The sequence below is a fragment of the Bradyrhizobium sp. WSM1417 genome (assembly GCF_000515415.1).
GTDB lineage: Bacteria > Pseudomonadota > Alphaproteobacteria > Rhizobiales > Xanthobacteraceae > Bradyrhizobium.
Map to the genome: position 1 here is coordinate 1,669,283 of NZ_KI911783.1, position 22,360 is coordinate 1,691,642.

General features: G+C 63.6%; 17 protein-coding genes. 5 read left to right on the forward strand and 12 right to left on the reverse strand.

Annotated features, from left to right (window positions below):
• Positions 1-5: 5 nt before the first annotated feature.
• Positions 6-1,046, reverse strand: a complete 1,041-nt coding sequence (locus BRA1417_RS0108055) for a branched-chain amino acid ABC transporter permease (protein ID WP_027515400.1) — start codon at positions 1,044-1,046, stop codon at positions 6-8.
• Positions 1,047-1,222: 176 nt separating this feature from the next.
• On the opposite strand from BRA1417_RS0108055, the gene BRA1417_RS0108060 reads away from it, so the two are divergent.
• Positions 1,223-1,744 (forward strand): MarR family winged helix-turn-helix transcriptional regulator, encoded by a 522-nt coding sequence (locus BRA1417_RS0108060; RefSeq protein WP_027515401.1) that lies wholly within the window; start codon positions 1,223-1,225, stop codon positions 1,742-1,744.
• A 55-nt stretch (positions 1,745-1,799) separates the two neighbouring features.
• On the opposite strand, the gene BRA1417_RS0108065 is transcribed toward BRA1417_RS0108060, so the two are convergent.
• The 11 genes from BRA1417_RS0108065 to BRA1417_RS0108115 all read right to left on the reverse strand — a co-directional run bounded on the left by BRA1417_RS0108065 (position 1,800) and on the right by BRA1417_RS0108115 (position 15,437).
• Positions 1,800-3,896: a bifunctional diguanylate cyclase/phosphodiesterase gene (locus BRA1417_RS0108065; RefSeq protein WP_027515402.1), complete on the reverse strand. Its 2,097-nt coding sequence runs from the start codon at positions 3,894-3,896 to the stop codon at positions 1,800-1,802.
• A gap of 221 nt (positions 3,897-4,117) precedes the next feature.
• Positions 4,118-5,401 (reverse strand): glycerate kinase, encoded by a 1,284-nt coding sequence (locus BRA1417_RS0108070; protein WP_027515403.1) that lies wholly within the window; start codon positions 5,399-5,401, stop codon positions 4,118-4,120.
• A gap of 204 nt (positions 5,402-5,605) precedes the next feature.
• Positions 5,606-6,835 (reverse strand): ABC transporter substrate-binding protein, encoded by a 1,230-nt coding sequence (locus BRA1417_RS0108075; protein WP_027515404.1) that lies wholly within the window; start codon positions 6,833-6,835, stop codon positions 5,606-5,608.
• A 159-nt stretch (positions 6,836-6,994) separates the two neighbouring features.
• Positions 6,995-8,224 (reverse strand): ABC transporter substrate-binding protein, encoded by a 1,230-nt coding sequence (locus BRA1417_RS0108080; protein ID WP_027515405.1) that lies wholly within the window; start codon positions 8,222-8,224, stop codon positions 6,995-6,997.
• 248 nt (positions 8,225-8,472) lie between these two features.
• Positions 8,473-9,699 (reverse strand): ABC transporter substrate-binding protein, encoded by a 1,227-nt coding sequence (locus tag BRA1417_RS0108085; RefSeq protein WP_027515406.1) that lies wholly within the window; start codon positions 9,697-9,699, stop codon positions 8,473-8,475.
• Between the two features lie 120 nt (positions 9,700-9,819).
• Entirely contained in the window at positions 9,820-11,055 is a 1,236-nt protein-coding gene (locus BRA1417_RS0108090; protein ID WP_007599706.1) for an ABC transporter substrate-binding protein, read from the reverse strand.
• A 31-nt stretch (positions 11,056-11,086) separates the two neighbouring features.
• Positions 11,087-12,103, reverse strand: coding sequence for a branched-chain amino acid ABC transporter permease (locus BRA1417_RS0108095; RefSeq protein ID WP_027515407.1), 1,017 nt, complete (start codon positions 12,101-12,103; stop codon positions 11,087-11,089).
• A gap of 2 nt (positions 12,104-12,105) precedes the next feature.
• Entirely contained in the window at positions 12,106-12,984 is an 879-nt protein-coding gene (locus tag BRA1417_RS0108100) for a branched-chain amino acid ABC transporter permease (RefSeq protein ID WP_007599708.1), read from the reverse strand.
• A gap of 12 nt (positions 12,985-12,996) precedes the next feature.
• Positions 12,997-13,710 (reverse strand): ABC transporter ATP-binding protein, encoded by a 714-nt coding sequence (locus BRA1417_RS0108105; protein WP_007599709.1) that lies wholly within the window; start codon positions 13,708-13,710, stop codon positions 12,997-12,999.
• The gene (locus BRA1417_RS0108110; RefSeq protein ID WP_027515408.1) at positions 13,707-14,504 is read right to left on the reverse strand and encodes an ABC transporter ATP-binding protein; all 798 of its coding nucleotides are present in this window, start codon (positions 14,502-14,504) and stop codon (positions 13,707-13,709) included. The genes BRA1417_RS0108105 and BRA1417_RS0108110 overlap by 4 nt, the downstream gene beginning before the upstream one ends.
• Before the next feature lie 66 nt (positions 14,505-14,570).
• Complete coding sequence (locus BRA1417_RS0108115) at positions 14,571-15,437, reverse strand: IclR family transcriptional regulator (protein WP_007599713.1); 867 nt, start codon at positions 15,435-15,437, stop codon at positions 14,571-14,573.
• A 128-nt stretch (positions 15,438-15,565) separates the two neighbouring features.
• Here BRA1417_RS0108115 and BRA1417_RS0108120 point away from each other — a divergent pair, with 128 nt between their 5' ends.
• The 4 genes from BRA1417_RS0108120 (at position 15,566) to pimD (ending at position 22,256) form a co-directional block, all read left to right on the forward strand.
• Positions 15,566-17,662, forward strand: coding sequence for a 3-hydroxyacyl-CoA dehydrogenase NAD-binding domain-containing protein (locus BRA1417_RS0108120; protein ID WP_027515409.1), 2,097 nt, complete (start codon positions 15,566-15,568; stop codon positions 17,660-17,662).
• A 206-nt stretch (positions 17,663-17,868) separates the two neighbouring features.
• On the forward strand, positions 17,869-19,551 hold the full coding sequence (gene pimA, locus BRA1417_RS0108125; protein WP_027515410.1) for a dicarboxylate--CoA ligase PimA: 1,683 nt from the start codon (positions 17,869-17,871) through the stop codon (positions 19,549-19,551).
• A gap of 204 nt (positions 19,552-19,755) precedes the next feature.
• Positions 19,756-20,946 (forward strand): pimeloyl-CoA dehydrogenase large subunit, encoded by a 1,191-nt coding sequence (gene pimC, locus BRA1417_RS0108130; protein WP_027515411.1) that lies wholly within the window; start codon positions 19,756-19,758, stop codon positions 20,944-20,946.
• A 167-nt stretch (positions 20,947-21,113) separates the two neighbouring features.
• Positions 21,114-22,256, forward strand: coding sequence for a pimeloyl-CoA dehydrogenase small subunit (gene pimD, locus BRA1417_RS0108135; protein WP_027515412.1), 1,143 nt, complete (start codon positions 21,114-21,116; stop codon positions 22,254-22,256).
• Positions 22,257-22,360: the final 104 nt, after the last annotated feature.

Sequence of the window (22,360 nt, forward strand, 5' to 3'; positions counted from 1 at the left end):
TGGCGTCAGTCCTTTTCTTCCTCGACCGCAGGCGCCGCGAGCGAGCGCAGCAGCAGCACGGGAATCAAGAGCATGAAAACGATCACCTCCTTGTAGTTGGAGGCATAGAAGGACGAGAACGCCTCGACGATGCCGACGACCAGCGCCGCGACCGCGGTGAGGGGATAGCTGACAAGCCCGCCGATGATGGCGGCGACAAAGCCCTTCAGGCCGATCAGGAAGCCCGAGTCGTAATACAGCGTCGTGATCGGCACGATCATGATGCCCGACAGTGCGCCGATGACGGACGCCAGCAGGAAGGCGATCTGCCCGGATAGCGTGGTGCGGATGCCGACGAGCCGGGCACCCAGCCGGTTCACGGCGGTCGCGCGCAGCGCCTTGCCGTAGAGCGTCAGCCCGAAGAACAGCCACAGCCCGACGATGAAGGCGATGGTGATGCCGTAGACCGTGATGCTCTGGCCGGTGAAGCGCAGCGCGCCGGTGGTGAAAGATCCGGACAGCACGGCAGGTCCGCGCTGGCCTTCGGCGCCGAAGAACAAAAGGCCCAAACCCTGAAGCGCGAGGTGGACGCCCACCGAGGCGATCAGCAGCACCAGCACCGAGGTGTGCGCCAGCGGCTGGAATGCGATGCGGTAGAGAAACAGGCCGATCATCGCCACGATCACCAGCGACAGCGCGATGCACAGCGCAACCGGCGGTTTCTGGGCGGCATAGTAGACGGTCAGCGCCAGCACGATGGCCGGCAGCACGATATTGGTGAGGGCGCTGCGCAGCACCAGGCGCCCGTGCAGCGCCTTGCGCGCCGCGAACAGGTCGAACGCGAAGGCGCCGATGCCGAGGGCGAGCGCGAGTTTCGCCGTGCCCGGCATCTGGCCCGCGGCCAGCGAGGCGTAGGTCAGCGCGCCATAGGTGACGAATTCGCCTTGTGGAATGAGGATGACGCGGGTGACGGCGAACACCAGCACCAGCGCCAGGCCGAGCAGCGCATAAATCGCGCCATTGGTGATGCCGTCCTGCAGCAGGAACAGCATGATGGTGGTATTCAAGACCGGACGCTCCCCCTCAAAGATTCAGGACCGGTCCCCTGATTGTGGTGGACGGTCCGCTCACAGCCATTGAACAGCGCTGACGATATTTGATATGGTCCATAACAATTATCAAATATAACATCAAGGGTGGCGAACGATCCTCCCGAACTTAACGGGATTGCGAGCATGAGGCGATGACCGTTTCCAAAAGCGCTGAAAAGTCCTCTGAAAAACCCGCCGAGACCGCCAAGAGCCGCAAGGACGCGGCCGAGGGGCCTGGCGAAGCCCTCCAGCTCGGCGAGCTCTCGGAGCAGCTCGGCTATGTCCTGAAGCGGGCACAGCTCAAGGTGTTCGAGAACTTCCTGCGCTGCGTGGCCTCGCTCCAGCTCACGCCGGCGCAGTTCTCCGTGCTGCTGCTGGTCGAGAAAAACCCCGGCCGTAACCAGACCGAGATTGCCTCCACCCTCGGCATCCTGCGCCCGAACTTCGTGGCGATGCTCGACAATCTCGAGAGCCGCGACCTTTGTGCGCGGATCCGCTCCACCAACGACCGCCGCTCGCACATCCTCGTGCTGACCGACAAGGGCAAGGCCGTGCTGGCCCGCGCCAAGAAGCTCGTCGCCACCAAGCACGAGGCCCGGCTGAACGAGGTGCTCGGGCCGTCCAACCGCGAAGCCCTGCTCGGGATGCTGTCGAAGATCGCCAACGAGTTTTGACGGTTGCTTGCCCCGGCGACCGGGAATCAAAACGGAATCGCGGGCGCGTTGGCGGTTACGCCGCAGCGAACCGGTCGGGCATGGCAGGTGTTTTCGCGGACAGGAAGCGGCGCTCGATTTCCAGGGCGGGCAAGGGCGGGCTGAACAGATAGCCCTGCATTTCCGTGCAGCCCTCCGCTGCGATCCGGTCCCGTTGCTCCTCGGTCTCCACGCCCTCCGCCGTCGTGGTCATGCCCATCCCTCGGGCCAACGCGGCCACCGCTCGCACGATGCTGAGGGATGCGGCATTGTTTTCCACGCCGCTGACGAAGGAGCGGTCGATCTTGATCTTGTCGAAGGGGAAGCATTGCAGATAGGTCAGTGACGAATAGCCGGTGCCGAAATCGTCCATGGCGACCTTGATGCCCAGCGCGCGGAGCTGGTGCAGCGTCGTCAGCGTCCCGTTCCTGTCCTGCAGCAAAACGCTTTCCGTGATTTCGATCTCCAGCCGCCGCGGATCGAGGCCGGAGGCCGCCAGTGCGCCGACGATCACCTCGGTCAGGCCAGGCTGACGGAATTGCACCGCCGAGATATTGACGGCGACGTGCAGATGGTCCGGCCACCGGCTTGCAGTGGCACAGGCCTGCCGGATCACCCATTCGCCGATCGGCACGATCAGGCCGATCTCTTCCGCAAGCGGGATAAAGCTGTTCGGCGCGACCAGTCCGCGCCCCGGATGTCGCCAGCGGATCAAGGCTTCGAAGCCGCTGATCTCGCCGCCGTCGGTCTTCACGACCGGCTGGTAGTGCAGTTCGAACTCGCCGGCGGCAAGGCCGTTGCGCAGGTCTTGCTCCAGCGCGCGACGGCTTTGCGCCGCTTCGCCCATGGCCGGTTCGAAGAAGCAGTGCATGCCGCGGCCGTCGCTTTTGGCGCGATACAGTGCCAGATCGGCATTGTGCAGGAGTTGTTCGGGCGTCGAGCCGTCGCCGGGCGCAATCGCGATTCCGATGCTCGCGCCCACAATAGCCTGGTGTCCGTCGAGCCCGAACGGGGCACTCAGCCTGCTGACCGCATCGCGCGCCAGCAGGTCCGCTTCGCTCGAATCGGAAATCGGCGACTGGAGGATGACGAATTCGTCGCCACCCATGCGCGCGATCGTATCGCTGTCGCGCGCGAGCTGCTTGAGGCGGCGGCTGACATCCTGCAGCAGGATGTCGCCGGCCTGGTGGCCCAGGGTGTCGTTGACGGCCTTGAACTTGTCGAGATCGATGTGGTGGATCGCGAACATCCCGCCCTGTTCGAGCGCCTGCTTGAGGCGCTGACCGAGCAGGGCGCGATTGGCGAGGTCCGTCAGCGCGTCGTGGTGCGCCATATGCGCGATCTGCAATTCCGCCTTGCGCTGCTCGGTGATGTCTTCGTGGGTCGCGACCCATCCGAGATCGGGCATCGGCCGGTGCCTGATCTTGAAGGTTCGCCCGTTCCGCATCTCGACGATGCTGTCCATGGCCTCGGCCGACGTGGCGACATCGGTCCGCCATGTGGCGTATTCCTCGCGCGTCATGGCCGGCACGCTGCCGGCTTCGAAGCGCAGGTCGAGGATCTCCTGGAGCGGCGTGCCCGGACGAACGCGGTCGGGCGGCAGGCCGTACATTTCGATATAGTGCATGTTGCAGACCAGCAGCCGATGGTCGGCGCTGAAGAAGCAAAGTCCCTGCGACATGTTGTTGATCGCGATGTCGAACTGAAAATTGCGTTCGTGCAGCCGCCGACTGAGTTCTTCGCGCTCGGTAATGTCCTCGTGGGTCGCCATGCCGCCGCCGTCGGGCAGGGGATGGATGGTGTAGGCGATGATTCGTCCGTCGGCGAACTGCTGGACCGTCTGCTCGCTGACGACCGAACCCTCGGTCCGGGCGCGGACATAGGCGCCGGCTTCTCCGCGAATGTTCAGGCCCAGTTCGAGCCGATGCTGGATCAGGTCCTTGATCGGCGTGCCCGGATGCACCTGCTCGGGCGAGAGCGCGTACATCTCGCGGTAGCGCGGATTGCAGAAAATGACCCTGCGGTCACTGCCGAACAGGATGATCCCGAGCCAAAGATTATTGGCGGCGCACTTGAGCAGCTCGCCGAGCACGAGCGGATCAATGCCTGCGACCTCCTGATCACTCTCCGCCATGCGCGTTGCCCCCGGGACGACGCGATTAGAGCAGGCGGTGGTGAATCAGCCCAATCATTCGCCCAATTTCGGGACATGTTCCTGAAACTGCGGCGAACGCGAGGTTAAGGGCGGCGACGGCGCCCCCTGGAAGAGAGGGGCGCCGGCGAGAATTCAGAGATCGTTAACCATGCCATCCCGCCGAACCGCGCGCGGCGCCGGCGGGGCGCGATGCCGCCGCGTCAGTCGACCAGGATCACCCTGATGTCGTTCACATTGGTCAGCGTGGGACCCGGCAGCAGCAGGTCGCCCGTCGTCTCGAAGAACGTCGTCGCGTCGTTGTTGTCGAGATAGGCCTGCGGCTGCAGCCCCTGCGCCGCCATCTTCGCGAACGTCGTCGCATCGATCAGCGCACCGGCGGGGTCGGTGGGATTGCCGGCACCACCATCGGCGCCGTCGGTGTCGCCGGCGAGCGCGGAGATGTCTGGCGTGTCCTTCAAGAGGCCGGCGAGCGCCAGCGCATATTCCTGGTTCGGGCCGCCGCGGCCATTGCCGCGCACGGTGACCGTGAGCTCGCCGCCGGAGAGGATCGCGACGCGCTTGCCCTGCGCGCGGGCCTGAAGCGCCAGCCTGGCGTGATCGGCGGCAACGTCGCGGGCCTCGCCTTCGAGGTCGGCGCCGAGATCGATCGTCTCGTAACCGGCCTCATGCGCGAGCCTCACCGCAGCGTCGAGCGATTGCTTCGGACGTGCGATCAATTCGAAATGCGCGCGCGCGAACGCGGCGTCTCCCGGCTTGCAGCTCTCGTTCGCCGGGTCGTCCAGCGCGCGGCGGACGGCATCGTCGATGTCGAGCTTGTACCTGGCGACGATGGCGCGCGCATCATTGAGCGTGGTCGGATCGGGCACGGTCGGACCCGAGGCGATCGCGGAGGGATCGTCATGCGGCACGTCGGAGATCGCGAGCGTCACGATCTCGGCGGCATTTTTGCCTGCGCGCGCCAGCCGTCCGCCCTTGATCCGCGACAGGTGCTTGCGCACGACGTTCATCTCGCCGATCGGCGCGCCGGAGCGGAGCAGCGCCTTGTTGACCGCCTGCTTCTGCGCGAAGCTGATGCCGTCCACCGGCGCGATCCAGTTCGCCGAGCCGCCGCCGGTGAGCAGCACCAAGAGCAAATCGTCCGGCCCGGCCTCGGCTGCGAGCGCGAGCGTGTCGGCCGCACCCTTCAGGCCGGCTTCGTCAGGCACCGGATGACCGGCCTCGACCACGCGGATACGGCGGGTCGGCACGCCGTAGCCGTGGCGCGTGGTGGCGATGCCGACGAGGTGCTCCGGTGCGAGCCCGAGCGTGTCGAGATAGTGCCGCTCCGCAGCCGCGGCCATCGCGGCCGCGCCCTTGCCGGCAGCGAGGCAGATCACGCGTCCCCTTGGCGCGGGGCGCAGGTGCCGTGCCAGAATCGTGCTCGGATGAGCGGCGGCAACGGCGGCGTCGTAGAGCGCGCGGAGTAGGGGACGTCGGTCGGTCATGACGAAAGGCCTTCGGCAGAGTCTCGGGCAGAGCGAAGCGATGGCGACGAAATCGCCGTTCTCCTCCCTATCGCATCATGCGCCAAAGCGTAAGCCGCCTTTTCCGTCATTCGATTGTGCAATCGCGTGATCATAATCGCGGCGCAAGCAAAAACCCCCCGCGGATTAGCGCAGGGGGTTTTCATCGTCGTGGGTATCAGGCGGTTAGCCGCCGACGTCGGCGCTGATCACGTCACCGAACAGCTCCCACTTGTCGCCCTTGAACTTCTCGAGCTGGAGCTGGCTGATCGGCGCGAAGTCGGTTGGGGACGTGTTGATCTGCACGCCCGGCAGCAGCACCTCGGTGCGGAAGTTCTTCAGGCTGGCGGCTTGCTTCATGACGTTCGCGCGTGTGAGATCGTCGCCGCACTGCTTGAGGACCTGGACCAGGGTCTGCGCCACGCCGTAGCCGACGATGGTGCCGTGGTCGAGCTTGTCGCCGTCTGGAAAGTACTTGTTCATGAACGCGACGAAGTCCTTCATGCCGGGATCGCTGTTCCACTGCGAGTCCGAAATGTCCTTCAGATAGTCGGCGGAGATGATGTCCTGCGAGTTCTCGAACCCGGCGGGCTTGAGCACGCTGCCGACCGAGGCCGAGACGTTGTTGAGGAAGTGCAGCGGCTTCCAGCCGATCTCGGCATTCTTCTTGATCGCCTGCGCCGCGAATTTCGGCGTCGTGATGTTCATGAAGACGTCGGCGCCGGTCGACTTCAGCTTGACGATGTGGTTGTCGATGGTCGGCTCGGAGGTCTCATAGCTCTCCTCCATGATGATCATCGACGCGGCCTTGGCGCCGAGGCCGTCCTTCAGGCCCTTGAGATAATCCTTGCCGTAATCGTCGTTCTGATAGAGCACGGCGATCTTGGCGTCTGGCTTGTTCTTCAAGAGCCACTTCGCGTAGATCTGCGTCTCGCTCTGGTAGTTGGGCTGCCACCCCATGGTCCAGGGGAAGTTCTGCGGATCGTTCCACTTGGTGGCGCCGGTCGCGACGAAGAGCTGCGGCACCTTCTTCGAATTCATGTATTTGTGGATCGCCGAGTTTGGCGGCGTGCCGAGCGAGTTGAAGATGAACAGCACCTCGTCGCTCTCGACCAGCTTGCGCGCCTGCTCCACCGTCTTCGGCGGCGAGTAGGCGTCGTCGTAGCTGATGTAGTTGATCTTGCGGCCGTTGATGCCGCCTTCGTCGTTGATCTTCTTGAAATAGGCGGCTTCGGTCCGCCCGATGATGCCGTAGGCGGAGGCCGGTCCGCTATAGGGCATGATGTTGCCGATCTTGATCTCGGTATCGGTCGCGCCGGTATCGTATTTCTTCTGAGCCGATGCAGTGGAGGCCGAGGCCGCAATGAGCGCGAGCGCGAGTGACGCGGCCGCAAGTTTGCCGGTGACAGCGGGCATTCCTATCTCCCTATTTTCTTGGTGTGTGCGCGTCCCTTTTCTTGTGTTGCCTGTTCTTGGTGACGCAGCCGCAATTCAATACGATTTGCGCGGAAGCTTCAAGGAAAAGCCCCCGCGGCCGGAACCGCAGGGGCTACGTCTTTGGTTAATCGGTTAAGGTCAGCCGCCGACGTCGCCGCTCAAAATTTCACCAAACCGCTCCCAGTGCTCGTCCTTGAACCGGATCAGTTGCAGCTGCGAGAGCGGCGCGAAATCGGTCGCCGAGGTGTTGACCTTGATGCCCGGCAGCAGGCCGGCCGGCTCGTAGTCCTTGATGCTGGCGGCCTGCTTCATGACGTTCTCGCGGGTCAGATCGTCACCGCAGGCCTTGAGTACGTGCACGAGGCCCTGGCTCACGATGTAGGCATACATCACCGAAGCGTCGGCGCGGTTCGCTTCGGGATAGTACTTATCCAGAAACTGGTTCCAGGCGATCATCGCCGGGTCGTTCTTCCATTGGGCGTCGGTCGGATCCATGAAGTATTGCGACGAGATGATCTCCTGCGCGTTCTCAAAGCCGGCCGGCTTGATCACGCTGCCGATGGAGGCCGAGACGTTGTTGAGAAAGTGCAGCGGCTTCCAGCCGATCTCGGCGTTCTTCTTGATCGCCTGCGCGGCGAATTTCGGCGTCGTGATGTTCATGAAGACGTCGGCGCCGGAGGCTCTCAGCTTCACGATATGCGAGTCGATGGTCGGCTCGGAGACCTCATAGCTGTCCTCGATGACGATCAGCGACGCCGCCTTGGCGCCGAGCCCGTCCTTGAAGCCCTTCAGATAGTCCTTGCCGTAATCGTCGTTCTGATAGAGCACCGCGATCTTGGCGTCCGGCTTGTTCTTCAGGATGTACTTCGCGTAGATGACGGTCTCGCTCTGGTAGTTCGGCTGCCAGCCCATCGTCCAGGGAAAATTCTGCGGATCGTTCCACTTGGTGGCGCCGGTCGCGACGAACAGCTGCGGCACCTTCTTCTGATTGAGATATTTCTGGATCGCCGAGTTCGGCGGCGTGCCGAGCGAGTTGAAGACCATCAGCACTTCGTCGCTCTCGACCAGCTTGCGCGCCTGCTCCACGGTCTTCGGCGGCGAATAGGCATCGTCATAGGTAACGTAGTTGATCTTGCGGCCGTTGATGCCGCCTTCCGCGTTGATTTTCCGGAAAAAGGCTTCCTCAGTCTTGCCGATCACGCCGTAGGCGGAGGCCGGTCCGCTGTAGGGCATGATGTTGCCGATCCTGATTTCGGTATCGGATGCGCCGGTGTCGTATTTCTTCTGTGCCGATGCTGCCGTGGACAAGGTGGCAGCCAGCAGGAGGGCGGCCGAGAAGGCCCCCAACCGCACATGCATTGCAGGCATCTTGATCTCCCTAGAAGAGGTTTGAATGTGTCGATTGTTCTTGATTGGGAGCGATCGTTGCGTCGCTCTGCCGTCCATTCAATACCCATCCGTCGCCGCCAGCAAGAAAAACGCCCTGCAGAACTGTCGCAGGACGCGCAATCTATTTGAAGCGGTGCGGAATATTCCGGCACGTGAGATTTTGCGCGCCGTTGATCAGTTGCTCTGAGTTGCCGAGTGCAGCAGAAGCTATCTTGAATTGCGAAATTCTAGTGACTCGTCGCGCTCGAGATCACGTCCCCGAACAGCTCCCACTTCTTGCCCTTGAACCGCATCATCTGGAGCTGCTCGATCGGGGCGAAATTATCGGCCGCGGTGTTGATCTTGATGCCGGGCAACAGGGTGTCGGGCTCGAAATCCTTCAGGCTAGCCGCCTGCTTCATGACGTTGTCGCGGGTGAGGTCGTCGCCGCACATTTGCAGCACCTTCACCATGGTCTGCGCGGCGGCATAGCCGAACACCACGCCGGCATCGAGCTTGTTGGCCTTGGGATCGTATTTGGCGAGGAAGTTGTAGAACTTCTTCATGCCGTCGTCGGCATTCCATTGCGGGTCGGAGCCGTCCTTGGTGTAGCTCGCCGACAGGATCCCTTGCGAGATCTCGAGCCCCGCCGGCTCCAGCACGCCGCCGACCGAGGCCGAGACGTTGGAGATGATGTGGACCGGATGCCAGTTGATCTCGGCCGCCTTCTTGATAGCCTGTGCGGCAAATTTCGGCGTGGTGATGCTGACGAAGATGTCGGCGCCGGAGGCCTTCAATTTCACGACGTGCTCGTCGATCGCCGGCTCCGACGTGTCGTAGCTGTCTTCCAGCACGATCATCGAGGCCTTGGGCCCAAGGCCGTCCTTCAGTCCCTTGAGATAGTCCTTGCCGAAATCGTCGTTCTGGTAGAGCACGCCGATCTTGCCGTCCGGCTTCTCCTTCATGATGTACTTGGCGTAGATGCGCGCCTCGCTGGCGTAGCTCGGCTGCCAGCCCATGGTCCAGGGATATTGCTTCGGATCGTTCCACTTCGAAGCGCCGCTCGCCACGAACAATTGCGGCACCTTCTTCTCGTTCATGTATTTGCGAATGGCGCCGTTGGTGGAGGTGCCGAGCGACCCGAAGATCAGCAGCACCCCGTCGCTCTCGACCAGCTTGCGGGCCTGCTCCACCGTCTTCGGCGGCGAATAGCCGTCGTCATAGGAGATGAACTTGATCTTGCGGCCGCCGATGCCGCCCTCGGCATTGACCTTGTTGAAATAGGCTTCCTCGGCCTTGCCGATCGCCGCATAGGCGGAGGCCGGGCCGCTATAGGGCATGATGTTGCCGATCTTGATCTCGGTATCGGAAGCGCCACTGTCGTATTTCTTCTGCGCCAGGGCCGGGCCGCTCATCGCAGTGCACAACGCGAATGCGGCCAAAACGCCCGCAACCTGAAATCGAACGGCAGTCATCTTTCTCCACCCGGAACGGATCGCCGCCGCATTGAACAAGATTGATGCGGGACGTCAACAAAAAGCCCCCGCGATCGTTCGCGGGGGCTTCTCTTGGTCTTAGACTATTGCGTCAGAGCGTCACTCGGTGGCGATGTCGCCGCTGATGATCTCGCCGAAGAGTTCCCACTTCTCGCCTTTGAAGCGCTGCATCTGGAGCTGGGCGATCGGGGCGAAGTCGGTGGGGCCGGTGTTGATCTTGACGCCGGGCAGCAGGGTATCCGGTGCGAAATCCTTCAACGAGGCCGCCTGCTTCATGATGTTGGCCCGGGTCAGGTCGTCGCCGCACATTTCCAGGACCTTGGCCAGCGTCGACGCCGCGCCGTAGCCATAGACCATGCTGGTGTCGGACTTGTCGGCACCCGGCATGTACTTGTCGACGAACTCGTTCCACTTCTTCATGCCGGGATCGTTGGCCCACTGCGGGTCCGTGGAGTCCTTGGCATAGGCCGCCGACAGCACGCCCTGCGAGGCCTCGAAGCCGGCCGGCTTCATCACGCTGCCGACCGAGATCGACACGTTGGTGAGGATCTGCAGCGGCTTCCAGCTCAGCTCGGCGGTCTTCTTGATGGTCTGGGCCGCGAACTTCGGCGTCGCGTAGATCAGCAGGACGTCGGGATTGGCCGCCTTGATCTTGACGATGTGACCGTCGATCGAGGGCTCCGACACCTCGTAGCTCTCTTCCATGATGATCATGGACGCGCCCTTGGCGCCCAGGCCGTCCTTGGTGCCCTTGAGGTAGTCTTTGCCGAAATCGTCGTTCTGATAGAGGATCGCGATCTTGGCGTCCGGCTTCTCCTTCAGCAGCCATTTCGCGTAGATCTGCGCTTCGCTCTGGTACGAGGGCTGCCAGCCCATGGTCCAGGGGAAGTTCTTCGGGTCGTTCCACTTGGTGGCGCCGGTGGCGACGAACAGCTGCGGGATCTTCTTGGCGTTCAAATACTTCTGGATCGCGCTGTTCGAGGGCGTGCCGAGCGGGTTGAACACGACGATCACTTCGTCGCTCTCGACCAGCTTGCGGACCTGCTCGACGGCCTTCGGCGGCGAATAGCCGTCGTCATACGTGACGAAGTTGATCTTGCGGCCGTTGATGCCGCCCTTGTCGTTGATCATCTTGAAATAGGCTTCTTCGGTCTTGCCGATGATGCCATAGGCCGAGGCCGGACCGCTATACGGCATGATGTTGCCGATCTTGATCTCGGTATCGGACGCGCCGGTGTCATATTTTTTCTGGGCGAATGCGGCGCCGGAGGTGAGAGTGATGACCGCCGTTGCCGTTACCAGCGCAGCGGTTCGCAGTGTTCTTTCAAAAAACAATTCGGGTCTCCTTGGCTTAATCAACGGGTTGTCAGTTCTTTCTGAGCCGGCCGACGAGTTGCTGGCCCATGATCGCGATCTGCCTCGCGCCGTGCGGCACGAGGTAGATGACGGCGAACAGGAGTACGCCGAATACGGCGCCGGAGAGGCCCTTGGAGATGCCCTCCGCCATGTTCGGCACGAAGATGATGAAGGCTGCGCCGACGAACGAGCCGGGCAGCCAGCCGACGCCACCGACGACCATGCCGAGGAACAGCGAGATCGCGAGCGTGATCGTGTAGCTGTCGGGCGCGACGAACTGCACCGCGATGGCGCCGAGCGAGCCGGCAACGCCGGTGATGCCGGCGGACACGCCGAAGGCCAGCGTCTTGTACAGTGCGACGTTGACGCCCATCGAGGAGGCCGCGATCTCGTTGTCGCGGATCGCCATGAAGGCGCGGCCCGAGCGGGAGCGCAGCAGGTTTACCGAGAAGATGTAGATCGCGAGCACGACGGCGAGCGAGAAGTAGTAGAGCCACGTGTCCTGCGACATCGGCAGCCCGAACGGCGCGTCGGGCTTGGTGACGACGAGGCCCTGCACGCCGCCGGTCCAGTGCTCGAGGAAGTTCAGCTTCAGCAGCTGCGGCATCGCGGTGGCAAGCGCAAAGGTCGCGAGCGCGAGATAGACGCCCGATAGCCGCAGCGCCGGCTTGCCGAACAGGTAGCCGAATGCGAAGCAGACCGCGGCGGAAATCGGAATTGTCAGCGCATAGTTGACGTTGAAGTACTCCATCAGCACCGCCGACGTATAAGCGCCCACGGCGTAGAAGGCGCTCTGGCCGAGCGAGAACTGGCCGGAGCCGCCCGTCAGGATGTTCAAGGCCAGCACCGCGAGCCCGTAGATCAGGAGCATCGTCATCTGGAAGATGATGAAGTTCTTGACGAAAACCGGCACGACCAACAGCACCGCCAGCACCAACAGGGAGGTGCCCGTGCCCAGCGTCATCGCCCGCTTCGGAACCGCCTCGACGGCCGGGGCTTCCGTGACGACGTCTTCTGCAGCGCTCATGATCAAACTCGCTTGACGATTTGCCGGCCGAACAGGCCAGCGGGTTTGACGACCAGGACGGAAATGATCAGCGCAAGCGCGATCGGAAGCTTCAGCTCGTTGCCGACGCCGGGAATGTAGGTGCCGGCGAGGTTCTCGAAGACACCGACCAGGAAGCCGCCGACTACGGCGCCGAAGGGGCTGGTCAGTCCGCCGAGCACCGCGGCGGCGAAGCCGTAGATCAGCACGCCGCCCATCATATTGGGCTCGAGGAACACGACCGGTGCGATCAGCATGCCCGCGATCGCACCGATGGCAGACGCCATGCCCCAACCCAGCGCGATCATCCAGCTGGTGTTGATGCCGACCAGCCGGGCCGATTCAGGCACGGAGGCGGCCGCGCGCATGGCGAGGCCGATCTTGGTGTACTGAAAGAAGAAGTAGAGGCCGAGCAACAGCAGCACCGTGACGCCGATCATGCCGGCCTGGTGGGTCGAGATCAGCTGACTGCCGAGGAACGGCGAGGAGCCGAACGGGGTCGGATACTGCTTGATGGTGAAGTCCCAGATCAGGCCGGCCGAGGAGTTGATGATCGCGAACAGCGCGATGAAGCCGGCGACGTTGGTCAGCACCGGCGCCTTGGCGAGCGGCTTGAACAGGATGCGCTCGATCGCGATGCCGCCGACGAAGGACAATGCCAGCGTGATCACGAAGGCGGCCCAATAGGGAATGCCCCATTGCATCAGCTGCCAGGAGATGAAGGTCGAGAACATCGCCATCTCGCCCTGCGCGAAGTTGAGATGGTCGATCGCCTGGTAGATCATGACCACGGCGAGCGCCATGCAGGCGTAGATCGCGCCCGTGGCGATGCCGGCCAGCACTTGGTTGGTGAACAGCTCCATCGTGCCGGCTCCTCAGTAACCCAGATAGGATTTGCGGATTTCTTCGTTGTTCGCGATGTCCTTGGCGTTGCCCGACATCACGATGCGCCCGGTCTCGATCACATAGGCCTGGTCGGCGAGCTCGAGCGCGAGCTGGGCGTTCTGCTCGACCACCAGGATCGACACCTTGTCCTCGCGATTGATCTTGCCGAGGATGCCGAACAGGTCGCGCACGACCAGCGGCGCCAGGCCGAACGAAGGCTCGTCCAGCAGCATCAGCCGCGGCCGCAGCATCAGAGCGCGGGCGACCGCGAGCATCTGCTGCTCGCCGCCCGAGAGCGTGCCGGCCTGCTGGGTATGGCGCTGCTTGAGCACCGGGAAATGCGCATACATGCGCTCGATGTCGGAGACGATGCCGGCGCTGTCCTTGCGGGTGATGGCGCCGAGCTGGAGGTTTTCCTCGACCGTCATGGTGGTGAAGGTGCCGCGGCCCTGCGGCACATGGGCGATGCCGAACCGCACGATGCTTTCGGTGGAGCGGTTGTTCAGCGGCTTGCCGTCGAACTCGATACCGCCGGTCGAGCGCACCATGTTGCAGATCGCGCGCAGCGTGGTGGTCTTGCCGGCGCCGTTGGCTCCCAGCAGCGTGGTCAGCGATCCCTCGCTGAGCGAGAAGGACAGGCCGTGGAGCGCCTGGACTTGGCCGTAATAGGCGCGCAGGTCCTTGACGTTGAGCAGCGTCGTCATTGGTCCTTGCTCCCGAGATAGGCCTTGATGACTTCGGGATCCGCCTGCACCTGGGCAGGCGTGCCTTCCGCGAGCTTCTTGCCGAAATTCAGTGCGACGACGTGGTCGGCGATCGACATCACGAGGCCCATGTGATGCTCGACCAGGAGCACGGTCATGTGGCGTTCGTCGCGGATGCGGCGAATGAGATCGCCGAGCGCGTAGACTTCCTCGTGGTTGAGACCGCCGGCGGGCTCGTCGAGCAGCAGGATCTTCGGATCGGCAGCGAGCGCGCGGGCCAGCTCGACGCGCTTCTGCGTGCCGAAGGGCAGGCCCGACACGACGGTGTGGGCGACGTCCTCGAGGTCGAGATAGGCGAGGATCTCATGCACCTTCTTGTTGACGTCGCTCTCGCTGCGGCGAACCCAGGCCAGACGCAGCGAGTCGCTGATGATGTCGCTGGAGGTGCGGGCATGGGTGCCGACACGGACGTTGTCCATCACCGACAAATTCGGAAACAGCGCCACGTTCTGGAAGGTGCGACCGATGCCGATCTCCGCGATCCGGTGCGGCGGACGCGTCAGGATGCTCGCGCCCTCCATCAGGATGTCGCCGGACGACGGCTGGTAGAGCCGCGAGAGGCAGTTGAAGAGCGTGGTCTTGCCGGCGCCGTTAGGGCCGATCAAGCCGAGGATCTGGCCCTTGTGCATGTCAAAGGACACGCCGTTGAGCGCGACGATGCCGCCGAACACGACGCTGACGTCGCGAACCGCGAGCAGGGGCGATGTCCCCTGCGCGAGCTGTGCCTGCGTCATCTCGTCTCGCCCACTCTGTTCGGTGAGCGAAGGAGCGATGTGAACCGCTCTCGATGACAACAAAGGCTATCTGATCCCCTCGGCCACACGCGCAACTTTCCCTCCTGATTTCAGCTTTTTGCTGACGTCTTTTTTGGAATGCGGCATCAGACCCCCAAGTGCCGCTTCGATGTTCCTTACCATCGCAAGCAGACGCGGTCCAATGTCGTTGATCAAACGCTCTTCCGTGAAGCGGAATGCCGGCGCGCCGCAATTGAATGCGTAAGGACCGGTTCCGTCGTTGAGCCTGAGTGCAACGCCGGCGGCGCCGATGTCGTCGTGCCAGTCGCCGACCGAAATCGCAAATCCGTATTTCGCGACCGTTTCGCCGGAACGTTCCAGCCCGTCGCGCATCTTGGGCCAGCGGCTGCCGTAATGTTCGCGCAAGACACGAGACAGTTCCGCCCGATCGTTTTCCTCGAGCGCCCAGAAATAGGCGCGGCCCATCGCGCTGGTTGCAATCGGCACGCGGGAGCCGACGTCAAGTTGAACGCCGACCGTCTCGCTGCCGCGGCTTTGCCCGAAATAGATCATGCTGTGACGGTCGCGGCCGCCGACGGCAACGGCTCCGCCGGTCGCGCGCATCATTTCCTCGCGGAACGGTTCGGACAAATGCCGAACGCCGAGATTGGACAAGGCGGCGTAGCCGAGCGCCATCGCGGCGGGCGCGAGCTGATATTTCTCGAAGCGGGGAACCGGCGTCAGATAGCCGAGCTTGGTCAAGGTATAGGTCAGCCGCGAAACCGTCGGCTTGGGCAAATTGGTGCGGGCTGCGATTTCCTGATTGCCAAGAAGTCCGTCACTGGGCTGGAATGCGCGCAATACGTCTAGTCCGCGGGAAAGCGCGACGACGAAATTCCGATCGGTCGCTGTCTTCTTTCCTGTACGCTTCATCCCAGATCTGCTTCTTGCGCGGAGTCGTTGACAAGCCACGTGCTTCAAAATAACCCTGCCGTCAAGATGCGGAATTAAATTCCGCAGTGCGAAATTGAACAAAAGTTACCCCACCAAGGAGGGACACCGTGAGCGAAGTGGTCAAGCTTGAGCGTCATGACGAAGTCGGGATCGTCACGGTCGACAGCCCTCCGGTCAACGCGCTGAGCGCCGCGGTTCGCGGCGGAATTCTGGAATGCATCAAGGCCGCGGTCGCCGATCCTGCCATCAAGGGCATCGTGCTGACCTGTGCCGGTCGCACCTTCATCGCGGGCGCCGACATCACCGAATTCGGCAAGCCGCCGAAGCCGCCCGCCCTCAACGACGTGCTTTCCGAGATCGAGAATTCACCGAAGCCGGTCGTCGCCGCGATCCACGGCACCGCGCTTGGCGGCGGCCTCGAGGTCGCGCTCGCCTGTCATTTCCGCGTCGCGGTGAAGGAAGCCAAGCTCGGCCTGCCCGAGGTGAAGCTCGGCCTGTTGCCGGGTGCCGGCGGCACCCAGCGCCTGCCGCGCGCAGTCGGACCGGAGCTCGCGGTCAAGATGATCGTCGGCGGTGATCCGATCGGTGCGGCGGAAGCGCTGAAGAATGGCCTGATCGAGGAGATCGTCGAGGGCCCGGCCGCCGGAGGCGAAGCCTTCGTACGAAAGCTGCTGGCTGAAAAGCGTCCGCTGCGCCGTCTGCGCGACGAAGACTCCAAGATCGCGGCGGCCAAGGCCGACCGCTCGATCTTCACCAACGCGGTCGCCGCTATGACCAAGAAGGCGCGCGGCCTGGAAGCGCCGTTCGCGGCGGCCGACGCCGTCGGCTACGCCATCGACCTGCCGTTCGACGAGGGCCTCAAGAAGGAGCGCGAAGGTTTCCTGAAGCTCGTCGCCAGCGATCAGTCCAAGGCGCAGCGTTATGCCTTCTTCGCCGAGCGCGAGGCCAGCAAGATCGCCGGCGTTCCCGAGGGGACCAAGCCGCGGCCCGTGAACCGCGTCGCCATCCTCGGCGCCGGCACGATGGGCGGCGGCATCGCGATGTCCTTTGCCAATGCCGGCGTTCCCGTCACCCTGATCGAGACCGGCGAGGAGCAGCTCAAGCGCGGCATGGGCATCATGCAGAAGAACTGGGAAGCGACCGCAGCGCGTGGTGGCATCCCGGCGGATGCGCCCGCCAAGCGCATGGCGCTGATCAACGGCGTCGTCGGCATCGAGAACGTCGGTGATGCTGACCTGGTGATCGAGGCCGTGTTCGAGACCATGGCGGTCAAGAAAGAGGTGTTCGGCAAGCTCGACCAGTACGTCAAGCCTGGCGCCGTGCTCGCCTCCAACACCTCGTATCTGAACATCGACGAGATCGCGAAGTCGACCAAGCGTCCGCAGGACGTGCTCGGCATGCACTTCTTCTCGCCCGCCAACGTCATGAAATTGTGCGAGATCGTGCGCGCCGACAAGACCGCGCCGGATGCCCTTGTGACCGCGGTCTCGATCGCGCGCAAAATCGCAAAGGTGCCGGCCGTGGTCGGTGTCTGCGACGGCTTTGTCGGCAACCGCATGCTGGCCCAGCGCGGCAAGCAGTCGGAGAAGCTGCTGTTCGAAGGCGCGCTGCCGCAGCAGGTCGACGCCGTCGTGACGAAGTTCGGCATGCCGATGGGGCCGTTCGCGATGGGTGACCTCGCCGGCCTCGACATCGGCTGGCGCTCGCGCAAGGACCGCGGCATCAAGTCGGAGATCGCGGATGCGCTCTGCGAAGCCGGGCGCTTCGGCCAGAAGACCGGCAAGGGCTATTACAAATACGAAGCCGGCTCCCGTTCGGCGCTGCCGGATCCCGAAGTCGAGAAGCTGATCGATGAGACGCTGCTGCGCATGGGCCGCAAGAAGCGCGTCGTCAGTGACGACGAGATCCTCGAGCGCATGATGTATCCGATGATCAACGAGGGCGCGAAGATCCTGGAGGAAGGCATCGCCGCGCGCCCGTCCGACATCGACGTGGTCTGGCTCTATGGCTATGGCTGGCCGATCTACCGCGGCGGCCCGATGTTCTGGGCCGACACCGTCGGCCTCAAGCACATCGCCGATCGTCTCTCTTTCTACGCCAAGGAGACCAACGACCCCAGCCTCGAGCCCGCGCCGCTGCTGAAGAAGCTTGCGGCCGAAGGCAAGACCTTCGCTTCGCTCGCGGCGGGCTCGAAAGCGGCGTGATTGGATTGGGCTCGGTGACTGCGAACACCTTTGCCAGGGCAAGGCTCTCTCCGTTCCCTCCCCCCTTGTGGGGGAGGGTCAGGGAGGGGGGTAGCCCCGGGCGGGGTCCGAGTTCGTGGTACCCCCTTTCCCCAACCCTTCCCCACAAGGGGGGAGGGAGCCCGTCTGTCCGTGCCGGCCTCACGTTTGCAGAGTAAGAACCGTTAATGACCCATCCCGGCGAACAGTTTTATCCCGAGGGCGTGCGTTGGGACGACGCCATCGTCCAGGGCACGCTCCCTGACCTGCTGTCGAAAGCCGCCGCCGACTACGGTGCGCGCACCGCGCTCGAGTTTCGCGATCGTCCGATCAGCTACACCGAGCTCGCCGCGATGGCCGAGCGCGCAGCCGCCGCCTTCCTGCGCGCCGGCTACGGCAAGAACAGTTCGGTCGCGCTGTTCCTCGGCAATACGCCGGACCATCCCGTCAACTTCTTCGGCGCGCTGAAGGCCGGCGCCGGGGTCGCGCATCTCTCACCGCTCGACGGCGAGATCGCGCTGACGCACAAGGTCACCGATTCCGGTTCGCGCCTGCTCGTGACCACCAACCTCGCGGCGCTGCTGCCGACCGCGCTGAAACTCCTGGAGAAGGGCCTGATCGACCGCCTGCTCGTCTGCGAGGACGACAGTTGGGGCAAGGTCGGCACGCCGCAGGCACCGATCCCCGATGATCCTCGCATCGTCACCTTCGAGGCCTTCGTCGAGGGCGCGACCGCGCCGGCGCAGTGGCCATCTGTGACGACCGACGACGTCGCGCTGCTGCAATATACCGGCGGCACCACCGGCCTGCCCAAAGGCGCCATGCTGACGCACGGCAACCTCACCTCGGCGGTGTCGATCTTCGACATGTGGGGCAAGCCGTCCCGAGCCGCGCGTGGCGACGTGGTCGAGCGCGTAATCGGCGTGCTGCCGTTGTTCCACATCTATGCGCTGAGCCTCGTGCTGCTGTGCTCGCTCCGCCGCGGCTATCTGATCTCGCTGCATCAGCGCTTCGATGTCGAGGCCGTGATGCGCGACATCGAGGTCAAGCGGGCGACCTATTTCCCGGGCGTGCCGACGATGTGGATCGCGATTGCAGCGCTCCCCGATCTCGATAAGCGCGACTTCTCCTCGCTCAACGCCATCGGCTCCGGCGGCGCGCCGCTGCCGGTGGAGATCGCGAGTTTCTTCGAGCGCAAGGTCGGTAAGAAACTCAAGAGCGGCTGGGGCATGACCGAGACCTGCTCGCCCGGCACCGGCCACCCGCCGGTTGGTCCCGACAAGCCGGGCTCGATCGGCCTGATGCTGCCCGGCATCGAGCTCGACGTCGTCGCACTGGACGATCCGACACGCGTATTGCCGCCGGGCGAGGTCGGCGAGATCCGCGTCAAAGGCCCGAACGTCACCAGGGGCTACTGGAACAAGCCCGAGGGATCCGCGGAGGCCTTCGTCGACGGCCGCTTCGTCACCGGCGACATCGGCTATGTCGATAGCGACGGCTATTTCTTCCTGGTCGACCGCAAGAAGGACATGATCATCTCCGGCGGCTTCAACGTTTATCCGCAAATGATCGAGCAGGCGATCTACACCATACCAGGCGTGCACGAGGTGATCGTGCTCGGCATTCCCGACTCGTATCGCGGCGAGGCCGCAAAGGCCTTCATCAAGCTCAGGCCCGGCGCAAAGCCGTTCTCGCTCGACGAGCTGCGCGCGCAGCTCGCCGGCAAGCTCGGCAGGCACGAATTGCCGGCGGAGGTCGAATTCGTCGACGATCTGCCGCGCACGCCGGTCGGAAAGCTGTCGCGCCATGAGTTGCGCCAGCAGCAGAAACCATCACAATCCGCCCAACTCGCATCAGGAGGTCGCTCATGATCGAGATCGGGTACGTCGTGATGAGGGCCCCGGGAGTGTTCGAGGTGTTGCAATAGCCGTCGTTCCGGCGAAAGCCGGGACCCATACTCCGCAGCCGGAGTTTGGGGCACAGGCGATGTTGACCTGTGGAAGACAATGAAGACTTGTGGTTATGGGTTCCGGCCTTCGCCGGGACGACGATGAGAAGCTGGACAGGAGGATCCGATGGATCTCGCATTCACGAAAGAAGAGCAGGCGTTTCGCGAGGAAGTGCGGTCATTCTTCCGCGACAACGTGCCGCCGGATACGCGGCGCAAGCTGGTCGAGGGCCGCCACCTCTCGAAGGACGAGATGGTCACGTGGTGGCGCATCCTCAACAAGAAGGGCTGGGGCGTCAGCCACTGGCCGAAGCAATATGGCGGCACCGGCTGGACCTCCGTGCAGCACTATATCTTCAACGAGGAGTTGCAGTCCTATCCGGCGCCGCAGCCGCTCGCCTTCGGCGTCAGCATGGTCGGTCCTGTCATCTATACCTTCGGCAATGAACAGCAGAAGAAGCAGTATCTGCCCCGCATCGCCAATGTCGACGATTGGTGGTGCCAGGGTTTCTCCGAGCCCGGCTCCGGCTCCGACCTCGCCTCGCTCAAGACCAAGGCCGAGCGCAAGGGCGACAAGTGGATCATTAACGGCCAGAAGACCTGGACCACGCTCGCCCAGCACGCCGACATGATCTTCTGCCTCTGCCGCACCGATCCCAGCGCCAAGAAGCAGATGGGCATTTCCTTTATCGTGTTCTCGATGAAGTCCAAGGGCGTGACGGTGCGCCCGATCCAGACCATCGACGGTGGCGTCGAGGTCAACGAGGTCTTCTTCGACGACGTCGAAGTGCCCTACGAGAACCTGATCGGCGAGGAGAACAAGGGCTGGGACTACGCGAAATTCCTGCTCGGCAATGAGCGCACCGGCATCGCCCGGGTCGGCGTCTCCAAGGAGCGGCTCCGCCGCATCCGCGATCTCGCCGGTAAGGTCGAATCCGGCGGCAAGCCGATCATCCAGGACGCGGCCTTCCGCGACAAGCTCGCGGCCTGCGAGATCGAGCTCAAGGCGCTCGAGCTGACGCAGCTCCGCGTCGTCGCCGATGAAGGCAAGCACGGCAAGGGCAAGCCCAATCCGGCGTCGTCAGTGCTGAAGATCAAGGGCTCCGAGATCCAGCAGACCACCACCGAACTGTTGATGGAAGTGATCGGCCCCTTCGCCGCGCCTTACGACGTGCACGGCGACGACGGCTCGAACGAAGCCATGGACTGGACCGCCCAGATCGCGCCGAGCTACTTCAACAACCGCAAGGTCTCAATCTACGGCGGCTCCAACGAGATCCAGCGCAACATCATCGCCAAGGCGGTGCTGGGACTGTGATCGATTGAATACAGGACGCTGTCGTCCCCCGCGAAGGCGGGGGACCCGGTACGCCGCGGCGGTCGAGAGTCCCACAGACGCTTGCGTTTACTGGATCCCCGCATTCGCGGGGATGACATTTGAGGGTGAGGCGACGGCAGGGCAATCCCGCCGATTTGGAGAGAGACATGGATTTTGATCTGAACGAGGAGCAGCGGCTTCTCAAGGAAAGCATCGACGGCCTCTTGACCGATTCCTACGATTTCGAGAGCCGCAAGAAGTACATGAAGGAGAAGGGCGGCTGGAGCAAAGCCGTTTGGGGCAAGCTCGCCGAGCAGGGCCTGCTCGGTCTGCCCTTCGCGGAGGCCGATGGCGGCTTCGGCGGCGGCGGCGTCGAGACCATGATCGTGATGGAAGCGCTCGGCAAGGCGCTGGTGCTCGAGCCTTATCTCGCAACCGTCGTGATCGGCGGCGGCTTCCTGCGCCACGCGGGCAGCGATGCGCAGAAGGCCGCGCATGTGCCCGGCATCGTCGACGGCGGCAAGACGCTCGCCTTTGCCCAGCTCGAGAAGAACTCGCGCTACGATCTCTTCGACGTCTCCACGACGGCGAAGAAGAAGGGCGAGGGTTGGGTCATCGACGGCGAGAAGTTCGTCGTGCTCAACGGCGAGAACGCAGATACCCTGATCGTGACCGCGCGCACCAGGGGCGAGCGCCGCGACAAGAGCGGCATCGGCGTGTTCCTGGTGCCGGCCGATGCCAAGGGCGTCGCCAAGAAGTCGTACCCGACCCAGGACGGTCTGCACGCCGCCGACATCACCTTCACCGGCGTCGAGATCGGTGCCGATGCAGTGCTCGGCAATCCCGATGATTCGCTCGCGCTGATCGAGCGTGTGGTCGACGAAGCTCGCATCGCGCTCTGCGCCGAAGCGGTCGGCCTGATGGACGAGTCGCTGAAGACAACAGTCGAGTACATCAAGACGCGCAAGCAGTTCGGCGTGCCGATCGGCTCGTTCCAGTCGCTGCAGCACCGCGCCTCCGACATGTTCGTCGCCGCCGAGCAGGCGCGATCGATGTCGATGTTCGCGACCATGGCTGCTGATTTCGAGGACGCCAAGGAGCGCAGCAACGCCGTTGCCGCGGCCAAGGTGCAGATCGGCAAATCGCTGAAGTTCGTCGGACAGCAGGCGATCCAGCTCCACGGCGGCATCGGCATGACCATGGAGGCGAAGATCGGCCACTACTTCAAGCGCCTGACCATGATCGAGAACTCGTTCGGCGACACCGACTACCACCAGCGCCGCGTGGCGGATGGTGGCGGGTTGATCTAGCCGCAAGGTCGCTGTCATCCCCCGCGTAGGCGGGGGATCCAGTACGCTGCGGCTTCTCGGTTCTAGCCGCGCCTGCTCTGGAATACTGGATCGCCCGGTCGAGC